Here is a 12,927-nt window from a genome sequence, read left to right as displayed (position 1 = left end):
ACTCAGCCTGACTGGTAGGGGTCGGGCACCGTGGGAAAGCGTGCCGGATAGGCTTGCATGAATGCATGGCAGGCACGCAGGATGCGCACGTCGTCATGCTTGCCTCCGGCCAGCTGAAAGCCCACCGGAAGGCCGGTATCGGTGAAGCCGCAAGGCACCGATGCCGCCGGTTGCTGGCTCAAATTGAAAGGATAGGAAAAAGGCGCCCATTCTTCCCAGCCCTGCATGCCACTGCCGGGCGGCACGTTATGATTGATCTCGAAAGGCTCGATCGCCACGGACGGCGTCATCAGAAGATGATATTTCTGGTTGAAATGCTCGAGCTGCTCGGTCAACCGCGCCCGGGCGCGCAAGGCGCGAAACAGATCCACTGCGCCCCACTCCTGGGCTCGTTTTGCATCGGTGACCATGCCGGGGTCAAGCTGTTGGCGCGCCTTTTCGTCAAGCTCCTCCCATACGGCAAGTGAAGCGGTATACCAAAGCTTGCGGAAGGTCTCCAAGGGTGATGCCTCGAAATCGGGGTTGATCTCCACCACCTCGGCACCGAGCGCCGCCAGTTTGTCGGCAGCCTCGTGGACGCGGGCGGCAACTTGCTTATCCACCTGGGCGTAGCCCAAGGTCGGCGAATAGGCGATACGCAGGCCGCGCAGCCCCATGCCGACCTCTTCACCCCAATCGTCGGGCTGCCCGCGTATCGCATAGGGGTCGCGGTAGTCGTAACGCCCGATCACATTGAGCATGCTTACCGCATCATCCACGGTGCGGGTCAAAGGGCCGATGTGCGAGAGAGTGGGCTCCTTGGCTGGCGGCCATTGCGGTGTCCAGCCATAGGTGGGTTTGAACCCGAACACCCCGCTAAAAGCGGCAGGAATTCGAATCGAGCCGCCCGAATCGCCCCCTTGATGCAACACCCCCATATTGAGAGCCGCCGCCACGGCCGCCCCACCCGAAGAGCCGCCCGCCGTCAAAGCCGTATCCCAAGGGTTGGCCGTGGCCCCGAAGACCCGGTTGTCGGTTACGCCTTTCCAGCCGAACTCCGAGGTATTGGTCTTCCCCAGAATCACCGCCCCCGCTTCCCGCAACATCCTGGCGGGTGGTGCATCCCGTTCGCAAGGCGTGTCCGGCACGGTCAGTGAGCCTTGGCGCGCCGGCATCCCGGCGACTTCGGTCAAGTCCTTGAGCGATACCGGCACCCCATCGATAGGGCTCAGTGGCCGCCCTTGGCCCCAGCGCCGGGCCGAGGCATGCGCGGCGGCTTGCGCCCCTTCATGGTCGACATGTACATAGGCATTGACCTTGGCGTTGTAGCGGTCGATACGCTCAAGCGCCGCCCGCGCGGCTTCGAGCGGGGAAGCCTTACGTGACTCGAAAAGTTCACGCAGGCATTCGGCATTCATCATTCCCAGGTCGCTATCGCTCACATGACCTCCCTTCGTTCAATAAGGCTGGCTGGCACCTCGGTGAAACTTCAGGTTAGGCCAAACTCGCCCCGCTTCGCAAAAAGCGGAGGATGCCATGAGCGAGCAAGGTAATAGCGAGGTGACACTGTACCAACATATCTTCGATTTTCCTGACGACTACCACCCAAAAAAACGACCGGCAAAGTGCCGGCCGCTGATATTTCTCTTAATAAACCACTTTACTGGTTTTCGCGCTTGCCTTGTCGGCCGTCGAAGTGGTGCTCTATGGCATCATGAGCTTCGCGCTGTATCCGTGCCTGGTTGGCCCAAACTTTCAATACATACGTATCGTGCGGATGGTATTGCAGTGGTGAATACGTCATGAAATGGCTCCTGATGAAACATACATAACCACCATAGGTGCATTATTGCTGCAAAGCAGCATAATTTTAATGAGGAAAAGCATATTTGCTAGCTTTCCCAACATAACTTATTGTTTTTAATTATAAACAAATAGCTGAAAATTATTTCCAAGGCGGGTCCATGTTGAAATTTCATCAAGTACATAAAGCCTATGCCACGCCACAGGGGCCACTTAGGGTGCTGGACGGCGTGGATATGGACTTGGAGAAGGGCCAAAGCCTGGCGCTGATGGGTGAGTCTGGCAGCGGCAAGTCGACATTGCTGCACCTCGCCGCCGGGCTGGACTTGCCGGATGCAGGAAAGATCACTTTCCAGGGAATATCCATCGCAACGCTGGATGAGCCGGGCCGCGCCCGCTTGCGCCGTCAGTCACTGGGCCTGGTATTCCAGCAGTTCCATTTGGTGCCGAGCTTGAATGCCTCGGACAATCTGCGTCTTCAGGCACGCCTGGCCGGTCGCGAGAACCTCGCCTGGACGCGCCATCTCGTCGAGCGACTGGGGCTGACCGGGCTTGAGCAGCGTTACCCGGAACAACTTTCCGGTGGCCAGCAGCAGCGCCTAGCGATCGGCCGTGCCCTGGCGCCGCGCCCTGCGCTGTTGCTGGCCGACGAGCCCACCGGCAACCTGGATGAAACCAGCGCCAAAGACGTGCTGACGCTGATGCTCGAACTGGTCCAGGAAAGCGGCAGCGCCCTGCTTCTGGTCACTCACAGCCTACAGGTCGCCGCCCCGCTGGATCGTTGCCTGAAGCTCACTCGAGGCCATCTGGCGGAGCCTGCCGCATGATAGTCACTGCAATGAGAACGCTGCTTTCACATTATCGGCGACATCCCGGCCAGTTGCTGATGCTGTTGCTGGGGTTGTGGGTGGCAAGCGCGCTATGGAGCGGCGTTCAGGCGATCAATGCGTCGGCCCGCGATAGTTATGCGCGTGCGGAATCGTTATTCACCCAAAACCTGGACAGCCTGACCCGCCGTGACGGCGCGCCGTTGAGCTGGGAGACTTACATCGAGCTGCGTCGCAGCGGTCTGGATGTCTCGCCGCTGCTGGAAGGCGAAGTCGAAGTCGAAAGCGGCGAGGGTGCTCGACTCAACATTCTGGGTATCGACCCCTTGACTCTGCCCGGCGATAGCGGCTTTGCCAGCGCCGGAAGCGGGGAAGCGCTGGTCGTTTTTATGACGCCGCCCTATCAGACCCGACTGGCACCGGACACCTTGAAAGCGTTAGGACTGGCTCAGCAAGACGCAGCCAATGCGCGTCCGCAGCTGGAAAACGGCCGTCGATTGCCGCCGCTGGTCCTTACGCCGAACCTGCCACCCGACACCCTATTGATGGATATCGCCGCGGCGTCCAGGCTGCTTGAGACCCAGGGTACCTTTACTCGGCTAGTGGCCAGGCCGGGGGAGATCAGCGATGTGCCCGAAGCACTGCTATTGACCCCCGCCGCCACCCTGGTATCGCCGGGGCAACTCACCGAAAGCTTTCACTTGAACTTGACCGCCTTGGCACTACTGGCCTTGGTGGTAGGGCTGTTCATCGTTCAGGCCGCGCTGGGCCTGGCGCTGGAGCAGCGCCTGGGCATGCTGCGCACCTTGCGCGCCCTGGGCGTGCCGGGCCGTACGCTGGTGGGCCTTCTGGCGTTGGAGTTACTGCTGCTAGGCGGAGCCGGTGCCCTGCTGGGCATCGTCAGCGGTGTGTGGCTGGCGCAGGCGCTGCTGCCCGATGTCGCGGCGACCCTGGGCAGTCTGTACGGGGCCGGGGTCGCTGCGGAACTGAGCCTGCCCTGGCACTACTGGCTGGGTGGGCTGGGCGTGACCTTGGGCGGGTTATTTATCGCAGGAACAGGGGTGCTCTGGCGAGCCGGGCGGCTCAGTGTGCTCGGTTTGGGTCAGGCCCAGGCGTGGCGGGCGGGGTTTCATCGACAGCTGCGCACCATGAGTATCGCCGGTGCTTTGGGCGGTTTGATGGCACTGGGATTATGGCTGTGGCTCACTCGCCTGCCTGCCGGTGAAGGCTTGCTGGCAGGCTTCGGTCTGGTCACCATGCTGCTTCTCGCCAGCGCCCTATGCTTGCCGCCATTGCTGGCCTTGATACTGGCCGGTTTGGCCCGGCTGGCTAAAAAAAGGCCGCTTGCCCAATGGGCGTTGGCGGACCTGCAGCTGCAATTACCACGCCTGGCGCTGGCGATGATGGCATTGCTGATCGCGCTTTCCGCCAACTTGGGGGTCAGCAGCATGGTCGGGGGATTTCGTCTGACGTTTCTCGACTGGCTGGACCAACGTCTGGCGGCGGAACTGTACCTGCAACCGGCGCCTGAGTATTTCGAGGAGATCAACGATTGGCTGCTGGCGCGTCCCGAAGTCGCGGAGACGTTACCCACCAGCAGTGCCGAGGCCACTCTGCTCGAGGCCTTACCCGTCAACGGCCCGGCGCGGACTCCCACGCTTCCGGTGAGTGTTTTCGGCATTACGCCCGGCGAACGGCTAAGAGCGCATTGGCCGCTACTGGATACCCTGGCCGGACGTGACGCCGCCTGGGCCGCTATCACCGCCGGCCAGGCGTTGATCAACGAACAGCTGGCCATCGCCCAAGGCATCGCGCCGGGAGACCGGCTCAAGCTGAGTTCGCCGACCGGGCCTCAAACGCTTCAGGTAGTGGGTGTCTACCCGGATTACGGCAACCCCCGTGGCGAGGTAGCCTTGGCGACATCGCAGCTAACTAGGCGCTTTGCAGCACCGCCAAGCTCCTTGGGTATTGCGCTGCACGCAGGCGCCAATACAATCAGCGTGCAAAATGCGCTTGTCGAGCACTTCGGGCGCCGGGAAGCAGCCACCGGCGTGGAAACCCTGACCAACCAACAAGAGGTCAAGCGGGTCGCCACGGGCATCTTCGAGCGTACCTTCAGCATTACCCGGGCGCTAAATGCCCTCACCCTGGGCGTTGCCGCCTTGGCACTCTTGGCGACACTGCTGGCACAGTCCCGCGAACGGCGCCGACAACTGGCCCCATTATGGGCGCTGGGCGTGACGCGTTCGCGATTGGCCGGTCTCCAGTTATCCCAGCTGTGCGGGGCCGCCCTGGTAACGGCCTTGCTGGCCGTGCCGTTGGGTATCGCGCTGACCGCCTGTCTGGTCTCGGTGATCAATGTCGCGGCCTTCGGTTGGCGCCTGCCCTTGCATCTGTTTCCCGGGGAAATATTGCTGACGGTAGGCGTCGCGGTGGGCGTGGCGGCATTGGCCGCGCTGCTGCCTGTCTTGAGCCTATGGCGAACCCCACCCCGAGAACTGCTCAGCCAGTTTGAAGCCACCTGAGGTGAATTCCATGAGGCGATACCCATGAACCCAGCCAGCCGTCACCCTCGCCGCCTACTTCTCTGGTTAGGGCTGGGCAGCGTTGCGCTACTACTGGGCCTCTTGTCATGGCTCTTCGAAGCCGAAAAGCCAACAGATTCACCCCCCAGCCAGGGGTTTGCCGGCCTGGGCGCAGACACCCAAGGTTATGAGCAAGCCAACCCCGGCATGACGCTTTCCTTTCCCGAGGATCACGCGGCGCATCCCGACAGCCGCATCGAATGGTGGTACCTGACCGCCAATCTGCAAGACGCGAGCGGTACGCCGCTAGGCATTCAGTGGACGCTTTTTCGCCAGGCACTGCTGCCCCCCGAAAAGCGCCCGGACGACCCCGGCCCCTGGGCCACCGATCAGCTGTGGATGGCCCATGCCGCCCTGTCTCAAGGCCAAGAGCATCGTGTCGCCGAGCGTTTCGCGCGGGGCAATAGCGCGGCACTCGAGCAAGGCCAGGCCGGTGCTCAAGCGATCCCCTTTCGCGTCTGGCTGGATGATTGGCAGCTGGCAAGCCGGGTGGAAGCCCCTGAGGAGAATACCTTCGAGCGTCTGGAAGTCAGTGCCCAAGAAAGCACTCCTGAGGGCAGTTTCAGTTACCGGCTTCAGTTGACCGCTGAAGGTCCGCTGGTGCTTCACGGCGAGGAAGGCTTCAGTCGCAAGGCCGCCGGTGGCCAAGGGTCGATGTACTACAGCCAGCCGTTCTGGCGTGTCGAGGGCGAAGTAACCCTGGACGGCGCCACCCGGGCGGTGAGCGGGCGTGGCTGGCTCGACCGGGAATGGAGTAGCCAATTACTCGGCCCCCAGCAACGTGGCTGGGACTGGTTTTCCCTGCATCTGGAAGATGGCCACAAGCTGATGGCCTTTCAGCTACGCGGCGGCGGGGAAGACGGCGGGGATTATCGCGCCGGCACCTGGATCACCCCCGAAGGGACCTCCACGGCGCTCTCTTCCAGTGAACTTGTGATGGAGCCACTTGTCAGCAGTAGAATGGCTGGGCGTGATGTGCCCACCCAGTGGCGCCTTCAGGTGCCGGGGCGTGGGCTTGACCTGGCCATCAAAGCCCCCTTTACTGATCGCTGGATGGCCACCTCGGTGCCTTACTGGGAGGGCGAGGTAAATGTTACCGAGTACGCAAGCGATGAGGTGTTGGGCGTAGGTTATCTGGAAATGACCGGGTATTGAGCAGGAAAGCGCGCCAAATGGACGCGGAAAGCCATCCCGGTTGTTGAAAGGTTGTTGTATAGTGGCAAAGCAAGACATTCAATTACGGAGCCAAAACCACGATCGATCATTCTTTCCAAGCAAGCACAGGAGGTTCTCATGAAGGTATATAAGCCTGAATGGCAGTGCACGTTTAGCGTAAACGAAGGCGCGGAAGAATCAGCCAGCTGGAAAGAGCGTATCGCCTGGCGCCTGCGGGAATTCGCAGACAAGCTGGACAGTGGCGGAAGAACGATCAAGATTGACTGTAATGTAAGCCCCTATGTGAGCCGCCAGGAAGTCGATACCTGCCTGGGTAAAGGGTTCGAAGTCACCCAGGGACTGCTCACGCAACTTGCTCATCAAGCTGCCTGCGAAGATGTCATGCGTCATGCAAAAGCAGACCTTTTCGAGGAAGACTACCAGCATTGAGGGTTGACGCTTTCAGTTGGTAAAACAGGCAGTCAGCAGGTAAAGCAGCTAGTGAATAACGCAACAAGTAACACGTTCTTGGATAGACCGCCGTTCAATCGTCACTACACCCCATTCAGACTTTGCTGAATGGGGTGTTTTCGTTCAGGCCGTTGCTTATTCTCAAGGGCTTACTCAAGAGGCTGTTCAAGATCCTTGCCCAAGCGCTGCAAGAACGCCACACAGTGCTGCAACTGCTCGAGTTCGACATATTCATCCGGCTGATGCGCCTGAGCGATACTCCCCGGCCCCAGAATGATCGTCTGCATTCCGCCTGCCTGGAATTGCCCGGCTTCGGTGGCGTAGGCCACCGCATGGCGGCAGCCGGCTGAGTCTTCCGACAGGTGCCGTCTGGCCAGCGCCATCACCCTGGCGTTATCCCGATCCACCAGCCCCGGCACGGTGGTATTGAGCAGTTCGGTGCTGATCTCGACCTGCTTGCCCTGGTCGCGCAAGCCGGCTTCGATGTCGCGGCAATAGGCTTGAAAGCGCTCGAAGACAGTTTCGAAGGTGTCGGTGGGCAGATGACGTATTTCCCACTCGAACTGACATTCCCGGGCCATGATATTGATCGCCGTACCCCCGGCAATCTTGCCCACATGCAAACTGCTATGCGGTACGTTGAACGCCGGGTCCACCCGCCCTTCTTCCACCAGCATGTGCATGATGTCTTCGATATAAGTGACCAGACGGGCAGCGACGTGAACCGCCGAGGTGCCCTGATTGATCTGGCTGCTGTGGGCTTCACGGCCCACTATCCAGGTACGCAGGTTAGTGGCGCCTTTCTGGGCCACCACCGGTTGCATATCGGTCGGTTCGCCGACGATCACCTGGGCACTGGTGGAGTAGTTCTGGCAGAAATGTCGAATCAAGTCCGGCGCGCCCAGGCAGCCGACTTCCTCGTCATAGGAAAACCCCAGATAAATCGGTTGCTTGAGCGCAGCTTGCGACCATGTCGGGACCATCGCCAGCACACAGGCAATGAAGCCTTTCATGTCGCAGGTACCCCGCCCGTACAGCCGCCCGTCATTGCCGTCATGCAGGCGAAAGGGGTCGGTCGACCAGGGCTGTCCTTTCACCGGCACCACATCCGTATGGCCGGAAAGCATCACGCCGCCCGGCGCCCGGGGGCCGATACGCGCCACCAGGTTGGCTTTGTTGCCGCAGGGGCTCATTACCCGGTCCGCCTGAATGCCATACTCGGCCAGATATTGCTCAACGAAATTCACCAGCGCCAGGTTGGATTCGCTGGAAGTGGTGTCGAATGCCACCAGCCGGTCAAGAAGGTCGAGGGTCTGTTTCATGAAAATTCCTTATGAAAGCGAACGTCCGCCTTCGGCACCCTACCACTGAAACCACGCCCAGCCCACGGCTATGGGCTCAAGGCTGTCATTGGTTCAAGACTGTTGCCAGCGCGAAAAAGTAGCTAGGATCGAATATTCTCGAAACAACGAATACGCTCGCAACAACCAACCTGGAGCGCGACATGACCACGGTATATCTCTCGCACGGCCTGGAAAGCGGCCCGGGCGCCATGAAAATGCAAGCCATGAAGGAAGTGGTGGAAGCCCTGGACGGTTGCGAGGCGGTGGTGATGGACTATCGCGGCATGTCCTCTCCAAGCGAACGGCTGCAACACCTGCTGGCTACCCTGGAGCAGCGTCACGCCGACCCCATGCAATGCATCATGGCCGGCTCCAGCCTGGGCGGTTGGGTGAGTGCCGCGGCTAGCGCCAGGCATCCACTGTTGGGTTGCTTTCTGCTGGCCCCGGCATTGGGGCTGGATCGCTACCCGGAATCCTCGCCGGTCATCCAGGCGAAGCATACCCGGATCATTCATGGCTGGAATGACGACATCGTGCCTCCCGGGCCGATCATTGACTATGCTCAGGCCTATTGCTTTCCCTTGCGCCTGCTGAATGATGATCATCGCCTGCATGCCAGTCTGGACACGATACTCGATGATTTCCGGCGCTTTTTGGAAACCTGCCTGGAACCGGCCGCAAGCGAAAAATAAAAAATATGAACCACCATTAGACAGCGGCCCCAAAATCCTCTACAAGGAGTGTACATTTCACGATCTCCATTGAGAGGAATAGTTTATGTTGAGTATCTTCAAACGTGACCCGAAGAAAAAGCTTCAGCAAGCCTACGAACGCAAACTGCAGGCCGCCATGGAAGCCTCGCGCAACGGCGACATGCGTGCCAATGCGACCCTCACTGAAGAGGCCAATGCTCTGTTGAGCGAGATTCAGTCGTTGGAGAAATCCTGACTCAGGAGTTCGCATGCCCCATTGCTTTCGCATACCGAGGCGAGCCACCGCGGTATTGATGCTCGCCATGCTCGCTGCATTGCCAGGCGCTGCCATAGCCGAGGGTGAACCCTGCCCGGCACCGGGCCAGTGGTTCATGCAGGGTGCCTTGACGACACCCGAAACATTGCTGGCCACTGCCGCTCGGCAAGAAGTGGTGATGCTCGGGGAGCGCCACGATGAGAAAGCCCATCACCGCTGGCAGCTGCATACCTTGGCCGGGCTATATGCGCACCGTTCCGACATGGTGATCGGTCTGGAAATGCTTTCCCGCGACGTGCAACCGGTATTGGATGCCTGGGTAGCGGGCGAGCTTGATGAAGAAGCCTTTATTCGCGAAAGCAACTGGAAAGAGGTGTGGGGAATCGATGCTGAGCTTTATCTGCCTATCTTGCATTTCGCCCGTATGCAGCAAGTCCCGCTGGTCGCGCTGAATATCCAACCGGCGCTGCGCCAACGCCTGGCCCAGGAAGGATGGCAGGCCGTACCCTCATCCGAGCGCCACGCAATAACGGCGCCTGGCGCCGCAACCCCTGCCTACCGCGAACGACTGACGCAAATCTTTCAACACCATCCTGCTGCGGAAAACGAAGAAGAAAAACAGGAAGGGCAAGTGCAAGACAAGAACGAGGGTGCCGCCCTGGAGAGCTTCATCCAGGCGCAGCTGGCCTGGGACAGGGCCATGGCCGATGGCTTGGCAACGGCGGCACAGAGCGGTTCTCTGGCGGTAGGCCTGATGGGTTACGGTCATGTCATCCACGGCGACGGCGTCCCCCATCAACTGCAAGACTTGGGCATCAGCCGGCGAATGGCGCTTTTACCCTTGGCCATCAACGACTGTCAGCCGCCCGATGCAAGCCTCGCCGATGGCATTTACGTCTTGGACGAGGCAGACGAGAGTAGCGACTAGATATAGGGTTCCGGACGATCAAGTGTCCTTCACTCATTGAGCCACTCACTCTCATTCATCCGCCAAGGCGGGCAATAACGCCTTGAGCTTACGGGTCAGCGTATTGCGCCCCCAGCCCAGAAGCTCAGCCGCCTCCCCTTTGCGCCCCCCGGTATGCTTGAGCGCGGTTTCGATCAGAATGCGCTCGAAATCCGGCACCGCTTCTTCCAACAGGTGCGTATGGCCTTCGGCCAGGGCATGGTCGGCCCATTCTCGAAAAGCGTTGCGCCAGTCACCTTGCTCCCCCTCGCTATGGTTTGAAGCGCGCAGCTCCGGCGGCAAGTCTTCCACCAGCACTTCACGCCCGGAGGCCATCACCGTGAGCCAACGGCAGGTATTTTCCAGCTGGCGCACGTTCCCCGGCCAGGGCAGGTGGGTGAGATGCGCCTCGGCGTCCGCGGTCAGCACCTTGATCTCGGTGGAAAGTTCGGTGGCGGCTTCGGCCAGAAAATGCCGCATGAGACGCGGAATGTCCTCGCGGCGCTCCGCCAACGTGGGCAGATGGATACGGATCACGTTAAGCCGATGGAAGAGGTCTTCACGAAAGCGGCCTTCATTGACCAGGGTTTCCAGATTCTGGTGAGTGGCGGCAATGATGCGTACGTCCACCTTGACCGAGAGATGCCCGCCCACCCGATAGAACTCGCCGTCAGCCAGCACACGCAGCAAGCGGGTCTGCGTCTCTGCCGGCATGTCGCCGATTTCATCCAGAAACAAGGTGCCGCCATTGGCCTGCTCGAACCGCCCCTGGCGCTGGGCGGTGGCACCGGTGAAGGCCCCTTTTTCGTGCCCGAACAGCTCGGATTCGATCAGGTCACGCGGGATCGCCGCCATGTTCAGGGCAATGAACGGCTTGCCGGCACGCGGACTATGCTGGTGCAGCGCCTGAGCCACGCGCTCCTTGCCGGTCCCCGATTCACCGTTGATCAGTACGGTAATATGCGAATGCGACAGCCGCCCGATGGCACGAAAGACTTCCTGCATGGCCGGTGCTTCGCCGATGATTTCGGTGTTCAGGCCCTCCGGCACCGTAATCGGACGCCGGCGTTCGCGGGCATGAGCCACCGCCCGGCGTACCAGCGCCAAGGCTTCGTCGACATCGAACGGCTTGGGCAGGTACTCAAAGGCACCGCCCTGATAGGAGGCCACGGCGCTGTCCAGGTCCGAGTGAGCCGTCATCACGATGACCGGCAGATCCGGATGCGCCTGGCGCAGGCGGGCCATCAAGTCCAGGCCATCGATGCCCGGCATGCGAATGTCAGTGACCAGCACATCCGGCGGATCCTCGATCAACCGCGTCAGGGAGGTGTCCGCCCGCGCAATGCATTCCACCTCAAGGTCCGGTTGCGCCAAGGCGCGCTCCAGCACCCAGCGAATAGCACGATCATCGTCCACGATCACTACCCGGGCTACATCAGTGCCTGCCACCTCAGTCATGGTGCTTCTCCAACGGAATCAATAAACGAAATTCGGTATGCCCGGGGGCGGACTCGCATTCGATCAACCCTTGGTGTTGATGCAGAATCGATTGAGCGATGGAAAGCCCCAACCCGCTGCCTTCGGCACGCCCCGACACCATGGGGTAGAAAAGCGTCTCACTCAGGCTTTCCGGCACCCCGGGGCCGTTATCGATCACCCCCACTTCACAGACTAGCCGATGGCGTTCGGCCCCCAGGGTGAACTGGCGCCGAGCGCGGGTACGCAGGGTCAGTTCGGGTGCGGTCATTTCGGCATCGGTCATCGCTTGAACGGCGTTGCGTGCCACATTCAACAAGGCCTGGATCATCTGCGATTCATCGCCGGAAAGGTCCGGCAAGCTGGGGTCATAGTCACGGCGGATATCGACATCCGGGTACTCGGCGTGCAGCAGCGAACGCACCCGTTCCAGCACCTTGTGAATATTGAGGGGCATGTGCTTGATGACGTGAGTAGGCCCGAGCATTGAGTCCACCAGATCGCGTAGCCGGTCGACTTCCTCCACGATGATATGGGTGAATTCACGCAATTCCGGGGCGTGCAGGTCGCGCTCGAGCAGTTGCGCCGCCCCTCGAATTCCCCCCAGGGGGTTCTTGACCTCGTGCGCCAGGCCTCGCGCCAGCACCTTGATCGTTTCCTGGCGGGTCATCAGCGCTTCTTCACGGGAAATCTGCATCAAGCGATCGCGTGGCTCGAGCTCAAGCAGTAATTCATCTTCCGATAAGGGCGTCACCGTGTAATCGACGGTCAATGGCTCGCCATTGAGCGGCCGCAGGCGTGCTTCACGCTGGGTGAATGGATGGAAGGCATCCCGTGCCTTAGCCAGTATCGCATCGATGCTGTCGTCATTGCCCAGCAACGTATCCAGGCTGAACCCCGAGATACGGCTCAAGCTCACCGCCAGCAAGGCTTCAGCTGCCGGGTTCATCCAGCGCACCCGGAGTTCGCTGTCGAGCAGCAACACCGCCGTGGTCAGATGATCCAGCAAGCGTTTGTACATATCACTCGCGCCAAGCAGTGTCGGCTGAGACGTGCCGGGGGAAGCGTCCCCATGGTGAGTCATGGCAATACCGTTCGGTTAACGAGAAATAAGCCGATGCCAAACCGGCAGCGGATGTCCTGATAATAGAGATCCTGACAATAAGAGTGCAAAAAATACGCCAGCTATGTCGTAGGCCACGGGCTGAGCACTATTTTGTTTAAACAACAGACCCGTTTGTTTAAACGACCGACCTATTTATTTAAACGACGGGGACATATTAGTCACTGACGCAATCCTGTCGCCTAAGCCTTCGCACCATAACAGTGCATCCTAACGCAAAGACCCTGCCGAAGCAGGGTCTCGTAACAGC

Annotated in this window: 12 protein-coding genes; 7 read left to right on the top strand and 5 right to left on the bottom strand. The window is 60.3% G+C overall.

Annotated elements, in window-relative coordinates:
• Window positions 1–2 precede the first annotated feature (2 nt).
• Both LG290_RS01210 and LG290_RS01205 read right to left on the bottom strand, forming a co-directional pair.
• Window positions 3–1,421 carry an amidase gene (locus LG290_RS01210; protein ID WP_499835897.1) on the bottom strand — a complete coding sequence of 473 codons (1,419 nt, stop codon included), beginning with the start codon at window positions 1,419–1,421 and terminating at the stop codon, window positions 3–5.
• Between the two features lie 218 nt (window positions 1,422–1,639).
• Entirely contained in the window at window positions 1,640–1,783 is a 144-nt protein-coding gene (locus tag LG290_RS01205) for a hypothetical protein (protein WP_499835896.1), read from the bottom strand.
• Window positions 1,784–1,943: 160 nt separating this feature from the next.
• Between LG290_RS01205 and LG290_RS01200 the strand changes: the two genes are divergently transcribed.
• The 4 genes from LG290_RS01200 to LG290_RS01185 all read left to right on the top strand — a co-directional run bounded on the left by LG290_RS01200 (window position 1,944) and on the right by LG290_RS01185 (window position 6,799).
• Window positions 1,944–2,609: an ABC transporter ATP-binding protein gene (locus tag LG290_RS01200; protein ID WP_499835895.1), complete on the top strand. Its 666-nt coding sequence runs from the start codon at window positions 1,944–1,946 to the stop codon at window positions 2,607–2,609.
• Window positions 2,606–5,134 (top strand): ABC transporter permease, encoded by a 2,529-nt coding sequence (locus LG290_RS01195; RefSeq protein WP_499835894.1) that lies wholly within the window; start codon window positions 2,606–2,608, stop codon window positions 5,132–5,134. The genes LG290_RS01200 and LG290_RS01195 overlap by 4 nt, the downstream gene beginning before the upstream one ends.
• 24 nt (window positions 5,135–5,158) lie before the next feature.
• Window positions 5,159–6,349 (top strand): lipocalin-like domain-containing protein, encoded by a 1,191-nt coding sequence (locus LG290_RS01190; protein WP_499835893.1) that lies wholly within the window; start codon window positions 5,159–5,161, stop codon window positions 6,347–6,349.
• Between the two features lie 138 nt (window positions 6,350–6,487).
• The gene (locus tag LG290_RS01185; RefSeq protein ID WP_114485745.1) at window positions 6,488–6,799 is read left to right on the top strand and encodes a hypothetical protein; all 312 of its coding nucleotides are present in this window, start codon (window positions 6,488–6,490) and stop codon (window positions 6,797–6,799) included.
• A 170-nt stretch (window positions 6,800–6,969) separates the two neighbouring features.
• Here the strand turns inward: LG290_RS01185 and argE are convergent, their stop codons facing one another.
• Complete coding sequence (gene argE / locus LG290_RS01180; protein WP_499835892.1) at window positions 6,970–8,142, bottom strand: acetylornithine deacetylase; 1,173 nt, start codon at window positions 8,140–8,142, stop codon at window positions 6,970–6,972.
• Between the two features lie 182 nt (window positions 8,143–8,324).
• On the opposite strand from argE, the gene LG290_RS01175 reads away from it, so the two are divergent.
• From LG290_RS01175 to LG290_RS01165, 3 genes are all read left to right on the top strand, one after another.
• Window positions 8,325–8,855 (top strand): YqiA/YcfP family alpha/beta fold hydrolase, encoded by a 531-nt coding sequence (locus tag LG290_RS01175; protein WP_499835891.1) that lies wholly within the window; start codon window positions 8,325–8,327, stop codon window positions 8,853–8,855.
• A gap of 85 nt (window positions 8,856–8,940) precedes the next feature.
• Entirely contained in the window at window positions 8,941–9,111 is a 171-nt protein-coding gene (locus LG290_RS01170; protein WP_160419271.1) for a DUF6435 family protein, read from the top strand.
• 13 nt (window positions 9,112–9,124) lie between these two features.
• Window positions 9,125–10,060 carry a ChaN family lipoprotein gene (locus LG290_RS01165; protein WP_499835890.1) on the top strand — a complete coding sequence of 312 codons (936 nt, stop codon included), beginning with the start codon at window positions 9,125–9,127 and terminating at the stop codon, window positions 10,058–10,060.
• Between the two features lie 51 nt (window positions 10,061–10,111).
• Here LG290_RS01165 and ntrC read toward each other — a convergent pair whose 3' ends face one another.
• Complete coding sequence (ntrC, locus tag LG290_RS01160) at window positions 10,112–11,536, bottom strand: nitrogen regulation protein NR(I) (RefSeq protein WP_499835889.1); 1,425 nt, start codon at window positions 11,534–11,536, stop codon at window positions 10,112–10,114.
• Complete coding sequence (glnL, locus tag LG290_RS01155) at window positions 11,529–12,575, bottom strand: nitrogen regulation protein NR(II) (RefSeq protein WP_499836996.1); 1,047 nt, start codon at window positions 12,573–12,575, stop codon at window positions 11,529–11,531. The genes ntrC and glnL overlap by 8 nt, the downstream gene beginning before the upstream one ends.
• Window positions 12,576–12,927 lie beyond the last annotated feature (352 nt).

Source organism: Halomonas sediminis (genome assembly GCF_044871105.1).
Classification (GTDB): Bacteria; Pseudomonadota; Gammaproteobacteria; order Pseudomonadales; family Halomonadaceae; genus Vreelandella; species Vreelandella zhuhanensis.
Note: the sequence above shows the minus strand (reverse complement) of the source record. Positions and strands in the feature narration are given on the sequence as shown.

Coding starts and splice junctions, on each gene's coding strand:
- LG290_RS01205 (WP_499835896.1), bottom strand. CDS start 1,783: ATGACGTATTCACCACTGCAATACCATCCGCACGATACGTATGTATTG.
- LG290_RS01200 (WP_499835895.1), top strand. CDS start 1,944: ATGTTGAAATTTCATCAAGTACATAAAGCCTATGCCACGCCACAGGGG.
- LG290_RS01195 (WP_499835894.1), top strand. CDS start 2,606: ATGATAGTCACTGCAATGAGAACGCTGCTTTCACATTATCGGCGACAT.
- LG290_RS01190 (WP_499835893.1), top strand. CDS start 5,159: ATGAACCCAGCCAGCCGTCACCCTCGCCGCCTACTTCTCTGGTTAGGG.
- LG290_RS01185 (WP_114485745.1), top strand. CDS start 6,488: ATGAAGGTATATAAGCCTGAATGGCAGTGCACGTTTAGCGTAAACGAA.
- argE (WP_499835892.1), bottom strand. CDS start 8,142: ATGAAACAGACCCTCGACCTTCTTGACCGGCTGGTGGCATTCGACACC.
- LG290_RS01175 (WP_499835891.1), top strand. CDS start 8,325: ATGACCACGGTATATCTCTCGCACGGCCTGGAAAGCGGCCCGGGCGCC.
- LG290_RS01170 (WP_160419271.1), top strand. CDS start 8,941: ATGTTGAGTATCTTCAAACGTGACCCGAAGAAAAAGCTTCAGCAAGCC.
- LG290_RS01165 (WP_499835890.1), top strand. CDS start 9,125: ATGCCCCATTGCTTTCGCATACCGAGGCGAGCCACCGCGGTATTGATG.
- ntrC (WP_499835889.1), bottom strand. CDS start 11,536: ATGACTGAGGTGGCAGGCACTGATGTAGCCCGGGTAGTGATCGTGGAC.
- glnL (WP_499836996.1), bottom strand. CDS start 12,575: ATGTACAAACGCTTGCTGGATCATCTGACCACGGCGGTGTTGCTGCTC.